Consider the following 12,736-nt stretch of genomic DNA (forward strand, 5'->3'; position numbering starts at 1 on the left):
TGAGCTGAGTTTTAAGAAGGCGCCTCATCCGGGGCGCCTTTTTGCTTTTGGGTCAACCTGGAAAGAGCTTGATGTACGCCGAGCACAATCTGCTGGCGAGACTGTTTGAGCCTTGCTCGAAAAATGCCTTGCGGTCGGTCAGGTACTTTTCAACTTGCGCCTCATTCCAGAACAGAGAAACCACTGCCAACTCGGTTTTGTGCTTGGCGCTCTTGAGGGAGGCTTCGGCCCTCCGCTTTCCAAAGGGCTGCGGTTCCTCATGAAGCATACCCACGCGCGCGCCGCCATAGCTGAAGGCCTCATAGCTCGGTGCCTCGCCCTGCCACGGGAGAGTGTGCCGACTTCCGGAGAGTGCCAGTTCTGTAACCCGGATACGCTTGTAGTGATGGATCTTCCTTGAACTGGTTTCTTTGATCACATCCTCTGCTGTAAATCTGCTGTAAATCTGCTGTACCGTTGGTACAGGAACCATGCGCACAGTTTTTCGAGGTCTGGCTGGTTCGGTGGCGCAGGTCTGTTGCTCGCCAGGACGAATGCATGTTGCGTGGAAGATGCAACGAGCGCGTTTGGAACAAGGTTGTAGAAGGCGTTTCCGATAGTGATGGTGGGCTTGCCGTGTAACAGCGCCAGCAAACCTACGCCCGAGTTGTAACAGATCACAGCCTGAGCCAGCTCCAGAAGGCAGTGAATGTTGTCTTCCTGATCCGCCCAAACGACGTTGGGTGCCTCGAACCGAGTACTTTGTTTAGACAAGGGGTGAGGCTTGATGACAAATGTTGTGTCTTTATGCCGATTGCAAAGCTGGGGCAGTTGGTCAAGGAAACTCTGATAGCTCTCAAAACCTTCGTTGAAAAGCGTAACTGCAGTGTCGTCTTCCAGTTGAAGTGGGATGAAGCAAGTGGGTTTTCCTTTCCAAGTGCGTGGCGGATACTTGGAAAGGGTCGCCGCATAAGGTGCGTTCGCCTCCAAAGTGTCTGCTCCCTTTCGAAGTTGAGCCATGTACTGCTTCGCGCCACTCTGGTGTTCCGGCGTTGCTTCGTAAGCTTTAAAGCGGGCCTTGGAGAAATCTTCTGATGCATAGCAAATGTCGTCAGCGTAGTAGATTGTGCTTGGAAGCGCACCTCTTTCGATCACCAACGTTTCAAGGCCAAGTTGTTTTGCAAGGTCAAACAACGGTTTGGCTCTCGAATGGCTTTTCATGTAGGGATTGTAGATTGCCAGCGCGTCGATAGCGCGGCTCTTGATAAGCTTGGTCGCCCATTTCAAGCTTGTGTCACTAAAGTCACCCATGGTGATCAACTTGTAGCCAGCGCTTTTGAGCGGCAGGTGGTACTCATAGTGGGCTGGATCCTTGATGATGCAAAGCACCGAGGGCTTGTATGAGGTGGGAAGGAAGTCCTGCTCCAAGAGCTTTCGGCGATCCTGCAGGTAAGGTTCCATCACACGAGTGAGATTGTCGCGCTTCCAGTCATTCTGTCGAAACCATTGATCTGATTTATTTCTATCGTGCCAAAGGTGAAATGCCTTTAGGCCGCTGAGTTCTGCGGGAAGGCTCAGGACCTCAAGCATCCTGCGGTATCCCCTGTAAGCGCGCGTATGGAAAAAGCGCCCCTTTGTTGGACCATAGCCATGAAAGCCCGGTTCATTTGCAAGAGGGATGTCGCCTGTTAACAGCATGGCACGCAACAGAAAGTCGAAGTCTTCAGAGCCGTGGCCGCGAAAGATCGCGTTCCATCCGCCCACCAGCTTCAGGTAGTCCTTATGGATCAAAAAGATGTTTGAATAGGGTGCAACGAACTCGAATGAACCGCCGAACTTTTCAAAGAGGCCGTTGAACGCCAGTTTGTTCAAGAATGCATCACTATCTTCGGCTTTATCAAAGGCCTCTGTCGTTGCCTTTGATAAATGATAGGCAGGCAAGTTGATGATGCGGTCCATGTTTTCGCAAAGGTGAAGATCCTTCGAAAGCCCTTGCAGGCGTTCAAAGCTATTGCGGAACAAAAAGAAGTCCGGGTCGGTAAAAAAGATCAATGGAGTCTTTACGTGCTCGACGGCAGCATTTCGAGCCTGCGCCAAAGAAAAGACGCCATGATCCGGAACATGAACATATTGGAAATCATGCTCCTTGCAGATGTCTTGGATCGTTGTAGCGAACTGCTCTTCAGAACCGAAATCTACAACAATGACCGGCGGTAAAGCGGTGTAATAGCGTCCAATTCTGCGCAGCCGCTCTGCGACCCAGGGGTTCCCATCATGCAGGCGCACAGCGGTCACTAAAGTAAAGTCGAAAAGCATGTGATGGCACCAAGTCGTGAATAAACCTGATGCAAGTATTAGTCGGATTCACAGACGCCGACTTCTGGGTGAAATGGCCCGCAGCGTGGCACTAGGCGTAATTGACTAATGGCACTGAGGGAGAGAAAAATCGGTGCCGGTGCCCCTCGCTGATGGTCTTGTTAACCTCAGCAGCAGGAGGGTGATCATATCCGTTGACCTTAGGGAATGACCCATTAAGCTCCAAAGAAAACGAGTGCGCCAAGCGCCCTTCTCGGAGCCTGTCATGTCCAAGACCTCACCAAACAGCCGCCCTGTGATTACTCAAGAGATGATCAAGGCTTATGACGAGTACACTCATCTTACTTTGGACCGGCGTGGTTTCATGAGGCAGTTGAACAAGCTCGCCGGTTCCAGCGCAGCTGCTGCAGCCATTGTGCCTTTGCTACAGGCTAACGGGGCTCGGGCTGCTCTCGTTGCACCGGACGACAGTCGCATATCGAGTGAGACAGTGCGCTTTCAGGGGGCAACAAGCAAGGTTGAGGGCTACCTCGTGCGCCCGGCAGGCAACACGGACAAGCTGCCCGCCATTCTCGTGGTGCATGAAAACCGAGGTTTGAATGAGCACCTGAGAGATGTCGCCCGCCGCCTTGCGATCGCGGGCTACATGGCAATGGCGGTAGACTTCCTCTCTCCTGTTGGCGGCACGCCGGACGACGAGGATGAAGCCCGGCAAAAGATCCGTGCTCTTGACGCGCAGCAGACCCTGCAAAATGCAGAGGAAGCCGTGGCCTATCTCGGCATCAGAGCGGACAGCACAGGCGCGGTTGGGGCTATTGGTTTTTGCTGGGGTGGCTATCTGGTGAACAATCTCGCCGTGGTTTCGCCGGAGCTTAAAGCAGCGGTCTCCTATTATGGCAGGCAACCAGACACAACACTGGTGCCGCAGATCTCCGCCGCGCTCTTGCTGCACTACGCAGGGCTCGACGACCGCATTAACGCGGGCATTGAGGACTTCCGCAGTGCGTTGACCGATCACGGCAAGGACTTCACCATTTACATGTATGAGGGCGTCAACCATGCCTTCAACAACGACACTTCTGAGGCGCGGTATGATGAGAAGGCCGCAGAGTTGGCATGGAAGCGCACATTGGCGTTTTTCAAGGAGAAGCTGCAGTCCTAAAGGTTGCGGTCCTAGAGTATCAAGGCTTTGCCGACTTTCGTCTAACTAAACCAAGGCCTTGTCGAAGTGCTGTAGAGGCCAGAGCGAAAACGCAAAAAAAGCCAGCCGCAGTTAGCGGCTGGCCGGATCGTTCCGGCTTGAGCCCGACCTTTATTTCGGCAAGATCACCTTGTCGATGACGTGGATGACACCGTTATCCGCTTCGATATCTGCGGAAACGACCTTCGCATCGTTCACCATTGGACCGTTGTCCAAATCGATGGTGATATCACTACCCTGCACGGTCGTTGCCGTCATATCGTCCTGTAGATCGGAGGACATAACCTTCCCAGCCACGACGTGGTAGGTCAGCACGGCGACAAGCTGATCTTTGTTTTCTGGCTGAAGCAAGCTTTCTACGGTGCCATCTGGCAACGCGGCAAATGCTTCATCGGTTGGGGCAAACACAGTGAAGGGGCCCGGACCGGACAGGGTTTCTACCAGACCGGCGGCCGTTGCAGCGGCGAGCAGAGTGTTAAACTGACCAGCGCTCTTGGCAGTGTCAACGATGTTGGCAGCAAGGGCGGTGGATGCAACAGAAGCAGAAAGCAGTGCGGCGGCTGCGGTGACCTTTAGAAACTTCATGGGGCTAACCTCCAAGTGGTTATGTAATTGACGTGACCCTCTACGACAGGTTTGCTCGGTATGGTTTTAAAAATCGGTGTGGAGGCTGGTCACAAGTTTGTGCTTAAATGCCGCTGCGATTTGAATGATCTAGACGCTTTCTTGCTTCGTAATGAAGGCCTTTCTCATCACGTCAAGGCCCTATTGAAAACGACTGGTTAACCCTGCTGGCATGACATCGGTCACAAGCGGGTGCCTTTTCTCGTCCCTCCAGATGCCAACAAAAATCTGGAGGGCCCCATGGGTAATTTTATTGTGGTAGTTGCAAATGACCCAAGCATCATTGGTGCAGCGACCGAAACACTTGGCATGTCACACAAGCCGCGGGCTGAAGCCGTTTACTCCTACAAGGTGCACAGCGAAAAGGGCTACGCCATTTATGATCCGGAAAATGGACAGTGGCTCCCCATGGAGAGCCCGCCCCAAATGACCACTGACATGGATCAGTGCATTGCGTTTGCTGGCTACGGAGATGGCCATGAGATTGGTCGGCCCAATGCGTCAGTGCCCGGCCCGAACCTTCAGCCGCATCATGTGGCGAGCATGCTCATGGATATGGGCTACCGGAAGAACAAAGTGATTTTGTCTGTGTGCGGTGAAAAGGCCGCCGACACGCGGTTTGCGCATAACTTGGCCGAAGATCTTGAGCGTCGCACGTCACACCATGGCACGATCTACACCCCAAGTGCGGCCCTGTCGCCCGGCGCGGATCCGTTGGTGCACTACAACTTCAAAGGCGTAGAGTACTAACAAAAAGGCGGGCAGGAAAGCGCTCCCCTGCCCGCCTTGCGTCATGTGCCGTTTGGCTGGATCAGGCGACCTTCTCAGCCTTGAACAAGGTGTCAGGCTCAAGCAGCTTGAAGCCGGTTTTGACAATCTGCAGCTCGCGGGTGCCTTCTTCCAAGGTGGTTTTGAGCACCTGATAGAGCGCGGACACAGTGCGGCTCAGCGCTTCATCCGGGCTGTAGCCGCGCAACGTATTGCCCAGAAACAGAGAGCTCAACATGTCGCCAGCGCCGTTTGGCGCGATTGGCAATGGAAGGATTGGTGTCTTCACCATCCAAGCACCCTCGCCGGAAACAACCAGAACGTTGATGCTGTCGTCTGCGGTTTCTTCAACCAGCAGGGACGAAACAACCACAACCTTTGGCCCGCGTGCGCGCAGCGCGTGGGCTGCTTCCAGAGCATCTGCCAAGGTCTTCACGGTGCGTCCTGAAGCCAGTTCAAGCTCGAACAGGTTTGGCGTGATGATATCGGCTTGCGGGATGGCTTTGTTGATGATCAGGTCAGGGATGCCTTCCTGAACAAAGATGCCTCGGCCCACATCCCCCATCACGGGATCGCAGCAGTAAATTGCTTCTGGGCTCACGGCCCGCACGCGCGATACGGTGTCAACGACCGCTTCCACGATCGGTGCGCCGCCCATGTAACCGGAGAGAATGGCATCACATTTTGGCAGCGCTCCACGCGCTTCAATGCCATCAACGAGTTCGCGGATCATTTCACCATCAAACACGCGTCCGGTCCATGCGCCGTAGCCCGTGTGGTTGGAGAACTGAACCGTATGAATTGGCCAGGTGTCTTGCCCCATCAGCTGGAGCGGGAACACCGCAGCGGCATTTCCAACATGGCCAAAAGCCACGTGAGATTGGATCGACAGAATGCTCATAGACAGCCCCTTCTTAGTCGTGAGCTTCTCGAGAATGGGAGAAGTATCTCTGAGATATCTTTGTCCTAGCCGCTTTACCCCCTAAAAACCAGCAGATATCTCTCAGTGCAAATACCGCGATTTTAGAGTTCTCCAAAGGTTTTTGTGATCAATCGGCGCAGCCACCGGTGGGCGGGATCGGTGCGGTAGCGGCTATGCCAGGCCAGCTCGACCGGAAACCGTCCAAGGTCCACCGGCGGGGCGACAATCTTCAGTCTCGGATCGCTCTTGAGTCGCTCGCATACCCGGTCCGGCAGGGTCGCGCAGTAATCCGTTGCCGCAATGAGATCTGGCACGGACAGAAAGTGGGTAAGGGACGCCGCAAGGTCGCGGTGCAATCCCTCCCGCTCCAGCACTTGAAACAACCCTGCTTTCAATGTGCCGGGCGGAAGCACGTTCACATGCTTGAGGTTCTCATAGTGTTGCTTGGTCAGCCTGTCTCCTATGCCCGGCAGGTCTGCCCGCACAACGCAATGGAGGCCATCCTCAAACAAGCGGTGCACCACCAGATTGTCCGGCGGGTCTACCATCCGTCCCAAGGCAAAAGCCGTGTCTCCGGACATCAAGCCACTTTCGGATATGCTGGCTCCGAAAGGAATGACCCGGATCGAGATGTGTGGTGCCAGCTCTCTGAGGCGGGCCATGAGGTCGGGTATCAGGATGAATTCAACGTAGCTGTTGGCCGCGATAACGAAATGCCGGTGGGCGCTGAGTGGGTCGAAGTCCTGCTGCGCTTGTACTACGCCATCAATCTGGCGCAGTGCCTCAGCGATGACAGGACCAATGGTCTCCGCCTTCTCTGTTGGCCGCATGCCATAACGCTCGCGAACGAACAGTGGGTCCTGAAGAAGCTCGCGCAGGCGTGCCAAACTGTTGCTGAGCGCTGGTTGCGTGATCCCAAGTCGTTCCGCAGCACGGCTCACGCTGCGCTCCTCAAGCAGAGTAACGAATGTTCTCATGGCGTTCAGGTCATATCGCATAAGATATTCCTATCATGAATATCTAGAATAAGCAGGATAAATTTGAGAAATACAAAGGGCGGGCTTATCTCCACTTACAGAACACGCTCACCCGCACCTATTTAAGGAGATACCCCATGAGCAAGATCCTGTTTGTCCTGACCAGCAACCCTTTCATGCTTGATGGTACGCCAACCGGCCTGTGGCTGGAAGAATTTGCCGTGCCCTACATGGCACTCGCAACCGCGGGGCACGATGTAACAGTCTCATCTGTCGTTGGCGGGCAAGTGCCAGTGGATCCGAACAGTGCGCCTTCTGAAGAGCAAAAAGAAGCATGGGCGGCTGCGATTGCGAAGCTTGAGAACACGCCAAGCTTTGAGGCGTTCTCAGCGGAGGAATTTGATGCGATCTACATGCCGGGCGGCCATGGCACCGTGTTCGACATGCCGTTCAACAAGAAGCTTCATGATTTGATCTTCGCGTTCGACAAGGCAGGTAAAGTGGTGTCCAGTGTCTGCCATGCGCCCGCGGTGTTTGGCGGAATGCGGGACGAAAACGGCCTGCCGTTTGTCAAGGGACGTACATTGGCTGCCTTCACCAACAGCGAAGAAGAGGCCGCAGGTGCGACCAAGAATGTACCGTTCTTGCTGGAAACCCGGCTCATCGAACTTGGCGCTATCCACCAGCGTTCTGATGACTGGACGCCCAAGGCGGTGCGAGACGGGAACTTGATTACCGGTCAGAACCCTCAGTCTTCAGCTGCAGTGGCCGAACTCCTCAAAGAGGCGCTGGCGTAACGCGGTGTAAGCCCCACAATCGGCTCAAGACCAACCGGCGCGCCTTCGAGCGCGCCGTTTTCGTTTGGTATTCCTACAGAAAACGTGCAGCCCCTATAGGTTCTCCTCCAGAAATTGGGCAATGTGCGCCGAGGCCGGGCCTACGATCTTTGGGTCATCATAGATGTCCGTCTGTCCCTTTGAGGTGAGGAAGGCTCGTTCCTTTGGGCCCTGCACGTTGTCGAAAAACTTCTCCGCCCACGATGGATTGAGTGCATTTGGGCCATGCAGCATCAAGAAAGGCTGTTTCACCTTGGAAGCTGCCGACTGCACATCGAACTGAAGGAACGCCTCACGCGACATGACGGCGAACTCGTTTCGGTAGTTTGGGTGCCTGGCGCGGCCTGCATAGTAGTCATAGGTTGACTGAAGCAGCATTGCCGCGTCTCCCTCCAGTGCGACGGCAGGGATGAGTTCGACCTCACCGGTCTTTTCATAGTGCTCACGCGCCGCTTTCCCTTGCGCCACACGGTCGGCAAAACCCTCCGGGTCAGCCGCCTGCATGGCTGGTACATCCCGGTAGTACCCTGCGACCGCTGCGATGGCGTTCACATCCGGATGACCCGCCAGAGCTTGCAATGCGTAGCCCGCACCAAGACAGATGCCAACCGCCCCAATCCTGTTTGCGTTCACGCGTGCATCTGCTTTCAACCAAGCCACCGCTTCAACGAGATCCGCCAGTTTGTGCGGATAGTATTCCCATTGGCGGGGCTCCCCACCGCTTTCACCATAATGACGGTGATCGATTGCCAGCGCGGCAAAACCGTGTGCGGCAAGAGCGCGGGCATAAGTGCCGGTGACCTGTTCCTTGACGGATGTCATGGGCCCCGCAACGAGTACAGAGGAAAAAGGACCATTGCCTTCGGGAAGGTGAAGATCCCCAACCACCTTCACTCCTTCGACCGAAAACACGATACGCTCTGGTGTTGTCATCAGGCCATCCTCTTTACTTGATGAGAGATTGGTTGCAAGGTGTAAGCTTGAGTCTCTACAGTCAACTAGGTACCTTGAGGTAACCATGCAAGAACCTGAAAATCCGGTAGCAGACGCTTTTGTGGCGCATTGTCCGTCCAGAGGTCTACTGACCCGAATTGGCGAGAAATGGACCATGCTCATCATCGTGGCATTGGCCGAGGGCTCGGTGCGCTTTGGTGCCTTGCATCGCCGGATCGAGGGCGTTTCAAAGAAAATGCTGACACAGTCGCTGAAAAACCTTGAGAGCGACGGTCTGCTGACCCGCAAGCTCTATGATGAGATGCCGCTTCGGGTTGAATACACCCTCACACCCAAAGGAGAGGAACTTGTGCCGCTTATCACTGCGCTCAAAACCTGGGCTGAAGGGGTGGTGGTGGAGCGGGTAAGAAGCGGAGAAATCAAACTTGATCCTGCTTTTCAAGAGGCTGGTTGAGCGGCACGTAAAAACGGGTTCGATTCCCCCTCCCGAGGCGCTGACTTGCTATTTGGCTTTGTTAAGTGGCTAAGCTGCGCCGCCTCGGTCATGGCTGTTCCATGAGATCTGCCCCAACGTTCTCTTTGGCTTGCCGGTAGATGATTGTCGCGGGGCAAACAGCCAAGTTCAAGTTCTTTAAAATATCTCATGTGGGTACTTGCGCGTTTTTGAAGATCAGGTTAAAGAGCTGACTTCAGCAGCAAAATTTAGTCGGGCCGGATCGGGTCCACATGTGCGTCTAGTGTAGTTACTGGCAATGGTCAGTGCTGCGCTTTTTCGTGCGCATATCCAAGTAATGCTTAAGCATTACTGGTGCCGGCTATTTTATTATCTGCACTAGACATTTTTATACTGCTGAGGAACAGAATTATGGCGCAAACCGAAGTTCTGAATGAGACTTCGTATGGCAAGTCACGCCTACTTGAACAGGCAATCCTTCCCGTTTGGCTCAATCAACGCGCCATTTCCAACAAAGGATATATCGGTCTCTGGATTTCCATGGCGGTGATCATCGCCACATTCCAGCTTGGCGCAGGCGGCGTAGCTGGCCTCCCGCTCTCCACTGTTCTGATCACCATCTTCGCGGCCAATGTGCTTCTCGGTGTTGTCATGGCCATGACCGCAGACATCGGTACAGAGCATGGTATCTCCTTCGCGGTTTACCTGCGTGCGCCGTTCGGTACGGTTGGCACCCACATCCCCTCCATCACACGCGGCGTGGTGGCGGCGATCTGGTTTGGCATCCAGACTTACCTTGGTGCGCTGGCTCTGAACGGCATCTTTGCGCACCTGACCGGCTTTGATAACTGGGTGCCGTGGTACATCGGGTTTGCGGTGCTTCAGGTGGCAAACACCGCCATGGGCATTCGCGCGGTTGAGCTTCTGGCCAAGATTGCCGCGCCTGCCATCCTCGCAATCTCCGTATGGATGTACTTCACGCTGGACAACCTGGCGACGGCAAGTGGCAAGGACATCTGGACGTTCGTGGGTGACGCGGAAATGTCAGTGGTCGCGCTTTTGGTAGCAAACATGGCGTTCTGGTCGTCCCTAGCGGTCGATATCCCTAACATCACGCGCTTCATCAAGGTTGAGAGCGGCACCAAGAACTTCTTCAAGCGCAACAAGAACATCTTCGCCGCGCAGTTTCTCGCGCTTCCTGTGGTGCAGGTTTGGATTGCCTTTATCGGCGCTATTTCCTTTATCGCTGCCGGAGATTGGAACCCAATCGCCGTGATCCAGAGCCAAGGGGCGGGTTTCACTCTTGTGGTGCTGTTGGTGATGGTCGTCTTGGCGCAATGGTCCACCAACACCAGTGCGAACCTTATTCCGGCCGCGCTGACCTTCATCAACGCAGGCGCGCCGTGGATCAACTACTTCATGGGTCTGATTTTGGCGGCCATCGTGGGCACCATCGCCATGCCGTGGTTGATCCTTGATCACCTCTTCACCTACCTCAGCTTCTACGGCGGAATGCTGGCTTCGCTCGGCGGCATCATGATCTGCGATTACTTTGTCATCCGCCGTCGCCGCTTGAACGTGCCGGATCTTTTTGAAGAAGAAGGTCAATTCCGCTACTTTGGCGGCTGGAACCCGGCGGGTCTGATTGCATGGGCTGTAGGCGGTGTGCTGGCGGTGGCCTTCATCGACTACTCCTATCTGGTGGGCTTCCCGGTTGGCTTTGGGCTTTACTACCTCCTGATGAAGGCTTGGGTTCTGCCGCGTTTCAAGCAGGACGAAGTGGAACATCCGGACATGGACAAATATCTGGCCACCAGCATCGATCGCAACTGGGTCTATGTAGAAGGCAACGGCATGGTGCAGATGGAAACCTCAGCAATTCCTGCACATGCGCTGGCCCGTGAAGACCTCTAGGCTTTGCCGCAAATGAAGAGAATTGAAACCCGGTGGGAGGCGTCTTCCGCCGGGTTTTCTTTTTTCCCGTGCGAGCGCAGAGACCCAGCCCGAGCCTTCTCGCGCGAACGCCTAAAAGAGGACTGCGGACATCCACTGCTGCACCTTGATCGGGCTAACTTTCTATGGGGTATTGCGTTTCTGCGTACTTGGAAATAAATATGAGTATGAAATTCAACTTATTAGGCATATTCCAGAAAAACCTACAGAACAATGCCGGAGAAAGGAGCCACGACAATGGCACCAACCCCCAGCGCGCCTGCGCCACAGCCCTCTGAAAAACGTGGACCCCGCTTGCTGACGGTCAAGTCTGCTCGATACCTGACCAAGAACATGATCCGCGTCACGTTCATTGGTGGCGGCCTCAAGGACTTTCCGAAGGGTCGGGAAGGGGCAAATTGCAAACTTATTTTTCCAGAGGGCATGGGGAGCAAAGCGGAGTTTCTCTCGCATTTTGAGGAGGGACCGCCGAAAAAAGGCACCTTCCCTGTGCGTACCTACACCATCCGCCATTATCGCGAAGAGGCACAGGAACTGGACATTGATTTCGTTGCCCACGGTGATGAAGGGCCGGCCACACGTTGGGCGCAGGCTGCCAAGCCGGGCGACTATCTCATGTTGATGGGACCGGGGCCCGTGAAGATGTCGCTGTTTTACGCCCGCTACTACATTGTCGCGGCGGACATGAGCGCCCTGCCCGTTGCGGCGGCGGCTCTGGAAGCCATGCCACGGGACGCGAAAGGCATCGCCATTTTCGAAGTGATGTCGGAGGACGACAAGCAGGCGATTGATATTCCCGAAGGCTTCGATGTTCGCTGGCTCATCAATCCGGACCCGCACAAACCGTCAACCGCGCAGCTTGATCTTCTGAAGTCGATCAGCTGGCCCGACGGTCCGATCCAGACCTGCATTGCAGGTGAGCATAGTGTGATCAAGGGTTTTCGCGAGTTTTTGCTGAAAGAAAAAAGCCTTCCTGCCAAGGATACTTACATCTCGGGCTATTGGAAAATCGGTCTTGTTGAAGATGAGCACCAGAAGATGAAGCGCGAGGACGCTGCAGCAGCTTGACGCTTTCACAATTTTCCGCGCAACTCCCCAGATAGGGTGATCCGTATGTCGCCGACATGGTTAGTGGCTCTCAAGGGGACGCACTGAACCAACAATACACGCTTGCTGTCTATGGTAATTATGAACATATGTTCTAAATCATGGCGCACTTGACTCGTGGGATCTAAAGTTAGGGCCTAACCCAGCGTTGGGCCCTTTTTCGTGTCCAGCGCTCCGATAAACAAATCGAGAGAGAGTGCACCATGTCCCATCCTGCATTCATCAATACACCGAGTTCCCACAGCGGGTGCTGCGTGTGCGGACAAAATGTCGAGAACGGTTTAGCGCTGCGTTTTTCTGCCAGTTCAGACGGGACCGTCTCAGCCCCGTTCATGCCGAGTACCAAAGTGCAAGGCTATGCCGGTCAGGTTCATGGCGGTGTGATTGCTACCTTATTGGACGGTGCCATGGCGCAGTTGCTTTTTTTTGAGGGCGTGGAGGCCGTCACCGCTGAGCTTCAAGTGCGCTATGTAAAGCCTGTCCCTGTTGAGGGCAATCTTAGCGTGCGCGCCAAACGTGAAGGGCAGCGCCGTAATCTTCACCTGCTTGTTGCTGAAGTTCGCAGTGAGACTGGGGATGTTCTCGCGTGGGCCAAGGGCAAGTTCCTGCCGCGCGGGCCTATGTAATGAACCTATGTTCATTATC

Annotated in this window: 13 protein-coding genes; 7 read left to right on the forward strand and 6 right to left on the reverse strand. The window is 54.8% G+C overall.

Translation table 11 applies throughout. The features are described from left to right. Positions 1 to 52: 52 nt before the first annotated feature. Both PUV47_RS12695 and PUV47_RS12700 read right to left on the reverse strand, forming a co-directional pair. On the reverse strand, positions 53 to 418 hold the full coding sequence (locus tag PUV47_RS12695; RefSeq protein WP_274218942.1) for a hypothetical protein: 366 nt from the start codon (positions 416 to 418) through the stop codon (positions 53 to 55). Continuing rightward, entirely contained in the window at positions 415 to 2,295 is a 1,881-nt protein-coding gene (locus PUV47_RS12700; RefSeq protein ID WP_274218943.1) for a glycosyltransferase, read from the reverse strand. The genes PUV47_RS12695 and PUV47_RS12700 overlap by 4 nt, the downstream gene beginning before the upstream one ends. A 265-nt stretch (positions 2,296 to 2,560) precedes the next feature. Here PUV47_RS12700 and PUV47_RS12705 point away from each other — a divergent pair, with 265 nt between their 5' ends. Next, a complete protein-coding gene (locus PUV47_RS12705) occupies positions 2,561 to 3,457 on the forward strand; it encodes a dienelactone hydrolase family protein (RefSeq protein WP_274218944.1) in 897 nt (298 codons plus the stop codon). A gap of 150 nt (positions 3,458 to 3,607) precedes the next feature. On the opposite strand, the gene PUV47_RS12710 is transcribed toward PUV47_RS12705, so the two are convergent. Continuing rightward, positions 3,608 to 4,081 (reverse strand): fasciclin domain-containing protein, encoded by a 474-nt coding sequence (locus PUV47_RS12710; protein ID WP_274218945.1) that lies wholly within the window; start codon positions 4,079 to 4,081, stop codon positions 3,608 to 3,610. A gap of 279 nt (positions 4,082 to 4,360) precedes the next feature. On the opposite strand from PUV47_RS12710, the gene PUV47_RS12715 reads away from it, so the two are divergent. Further along, complete coding sequence (locus PUV47_RS12715; RefSeq protein WP_274218946.1) at positions 4,361 to 4,870, forward strand: hypothetical protein; 510 nt, start codon at positions 4,361 to 4,363, stop codon at positions 4,868 to 4,870. Between the two features lie 61 nt (positions 4,871 to 4,931). On the opposite strand, the gene pdxY is transcribed toward PUV47_RS12715, so the two are convergent. Together pdxY and PUV47_RS12725 are read right to left on the reverse strand one after the other, a co-directional pair. Continuing rightward, positions 4,932 to 5,789, reverse strand: a complete 858-nt coding sequence (gene pdxY / locus PUV47_RS12720) for a pyridoxal kinase PdxY (protein ID WP_274218947.1) — start codon at positions 5,787 to 5,789, stop codon at positions 4,932 to 4,934. A gap of 122 nt (positions 5,790 to 5,911) precedes the next feature. Next, entirely contained in the window at positions 5,912 to 6,808 is an 897-nt protein-coding gene (locus PUV47_RS12725; protein ID WP_274218948.1) for a LysR family transcriptional regulator, read from the reverse strand. Between the two features lie 116 nt (positions 6,809 to 6,924). Here PUV47_RS12725 and PUV47_RS12730 point away from each other — a divergent pair, with 116 nt between their 5' ends. Further along, positions 6,925 to 7,584, forward strand: coding sequence for a type 1 glutamine amidotransferase domain-containing protein (locus PUV47_RS12730; RefSeq protein ID WP_274218949.1), 660 nt, complete (start codon positions 6,925 to 6,927; stop codon positions 7,582 to 7,584). 93 nt (positions 7,585 to 7,677) lie between these two features. Here the strand turns inward: PUV47_RS12730 and PUV47_RS12735 are convergent, their stop codons facing one another. Continuing rightward, positions 7,678 to 8,556, reverse strand: coding sequence for an alpha/beta hydrolase (locus PUV47_RS12735; protein WP_274218950.1), 879 nt, complete (start codon positions 8,554 to 8,556; stop codon positions 7,678 to 7,680). An 85-nt stretch (positions 8,557 to 8,641) separates the two neighbouring features. On the opposite strand from PUV47_RS12735, the gene PUV47_RS12740 reads away from it, so the two are divergent. The 4 genes from PUV47_RS12740 to PUV47_RS12755 all read left to right on the forward strand — a co-directional run bounded on the left by PUV47_RS12740 (position 8,642) and on the right by PUV47_RS12755 (position 12,717). Continuing rightward, complete coding sequence (locus PUV47_RS12740; RefSeq protein ID WP_274218951.1) at positions 8,642 to 9,031, forward strand: winged helix-turn-helix transcriptional regulator; 390 nt, start codon at positions 8,642 to 8,644, stop codon at positions 9,029 to 9,031. Between the two features lie 411 nt (positions 9,032 to 9,442). Further along, positions 9,443 to 10,945, forward strand: coding sequence for an NCS1 family transporter (locus PUV47_RS12745; RefSeq protein ID WP_274218952.1), 1,503 nt, complete (start codon positions 9,443 to 9,445; stop codon positions 10,943 to 10,945). Positions 10,946 to 11,221: 276 nt separating this feature from the next. After that, a complete protein-coding gene (locus PUV47_RS12750; protein ID WP_274218953.1) occupies positions 11,222 to 12,052 on the forward strand; it encodes a siderophore-interacting protein in 831 nt (276 codons plus the stop codon). A gap of 242 nt (positions 12,053 to 12,294) precedes the next feature. Further along, positions 12,295 to 12,717 carry a PaaI family thioesterase gene (locus tag PUV47_RS12755; RefSeq protein WP_274218954.1) on the forward strand — a complete coding sequence of 141 codons (423 nt, stop codon included), beginning with the start codon at positions 12,295 to 12,297 and terminating at the stop codon, positions 12,715 to 12,717. Positions 12,718 to 12,736: the final 19 nt, after the last annotated feature.

The organism is Pseudovibrio exalbescens (genome assembly GCF_028737195.1).
Classification (GTDB): Bacteria; Pseudomonadota; Alphaproteobacteria; order Rhizobiales; family Stappiaceae; genus Pseudovibrio; species Pseudovibrio zosterae.

Excerpts from the sequence above, each read along its gene's own strand:
- PUV47_RS12745 (WP_274218952.1), top strand. The coding sequence starts at position 9,443 with ATGGCGCAAACCGAAGTTCTGAATGAGACTTCGTATGGCAAGTCACGC.
- PUV47_RS12750 (WP_274218953.1), top strand. The coding sequence starts at position 11,222 with ATGGCACCAACCCCCAGCGCGCCTGCGCCACAGCCCTCTGAAAAACGT.
- PUV47_RS12755 (WP_274218954.1), top strand. The coding sequence starts at position 12,295 with ATGTCCCATCCTGCATTCATCAATACACCGAGTTCCCACAGCGGGTGC.
- PUV47_RS12725 (WP_274218948.1), bottom strand. The coding sequence starts at position 6,808 with ATGCGATATGACCTGAACGCCATGAGAACATTCGTTACTCTGCTTGAG.
- PUV47_RS12705 (WP_274218944.1), top strand. The coding sequence starts at position 2,561 with ATGTCCAAGACCTCACCAAACAGCCGCCCTGTGATTACTCAAGAGATG.
- pdxY (WP_274218947.1), bottom strand. The coding sequence starts at position 5,789 with ATGAGCATTCTGTCGATCCAATCTCACGTGGCTTTTGGCCATGTTGGA.
- PUV47_RS12700 (WP_274218943.1), bottom strand. The coding sequence starts at position 2,295 with ATGCTTTTCGACTTTACTTTAGTGACCGCTGTGCGCCTGCATGATGGG.
- PUV47_RS12710 (WP_274218945.1), bottom strand. The coding sequence starts at position 4,081 with ATGAAGTTTCTAAAGGTCACCGCAGCCGCCGCACTGCTTTCTGCTTCT.
- PUV47_RS12735 (WP_274218950.1), bottom strand. The coding sequence starts at position 8,556 with ATGACAACACCAGAGCGTATCGTGTTTTCGGTCGAAGGAGTGAAGGTG.
- PUV47_RS12740 (WP_274218951.1), top strand. The coding sequence starts at position 8,642 with ATGCAAGAACCTGAAAATCCGGTAGCAGACGCTTTTGTGGCGCATTGT.
- PUV47_RS12715 (WP_274218946.1), top strand. The coding sequence starts at position 4,361 with ATGGGTAATTTTATTGTGGTAGTTGCAAATGACCCAAGCATCATTGGT.
- PUV47_RS12730 (WP_274218949.1), top strand. The coding sequence starts at position 6,925 with ATGAGCAAGATCCTGTTTGTCCTGACCAGCAACCCTTTCATGCTTGAT.